General features: G+C 28.9%; 1 protein-coding gene. It reads left to right on the top strand.

The features are described from left to right. Window positions 1–26: 26 nt before the first annotated feature. On the top strand, window positions 27–657 hold a 631-nt coding region (locus ACXR6G_RS20130), incomplete at its 3' end, for a hypothetical protein (RefSeq protein ID WP_458363249.1).

Raw genomic sequence — 657 nt, 5'->3', positions numbered from 1 at the left:
CCGTTAGAGAGCATAGTAAAGCAAACATGAATAAACAAGTCAAAAAGAAACTCAGAATAATTTTGATCATTTTTATTATATCAATGATCCCATTAGGTGTGTTTTTAAAAATGAGTTACGGAATCTATTTAAACGACCGAGCTTTGAAAAAATATTATGGAGCTCATTTGGGTAAGACTGAAATTGAAGCTGCACAAGAGTCAATTAAGGATTTTGAAAGTGCCAAGAAATACTATAGAACGAATTACTTGATTTACTATAATCAAGCAAAAATCTATGCTCAGATAAATCAATATGACAAAGCGATTGAGACTATTGAGGATTTAATAGAAATTGATTCTAAAAAGATAAAAGCACATGCTATAGCAGGTATGCTTAATGAATTAAACGGAAATAATGAAGAAGCAAAGAAGTATTACATTAAATATAGAATTCTCAGAATAGAAAAATACCCAATTGAAAAGTTGAATGATCAAGAACTTAAAGGATTAAGAATAGAAGAAGCAATGGATTATTTTTTCCTGCAAGACACATTATCATTTAGATTGAAAACAGATGAGTTGAAAAAGCTATATCCAAATGACGATTATGTAATTGGAATGTATGAACAATTCGAAAAAGTCGATAGGTTAGATTGTTTAAGAAAGATGGTTTTAT

Source organism: Ancylomarina sp. YFZ004 (assembly GCF_054254355.1).
This window is presented reverse-complemented; position numbering and strand designations above follow the sequence as displayed.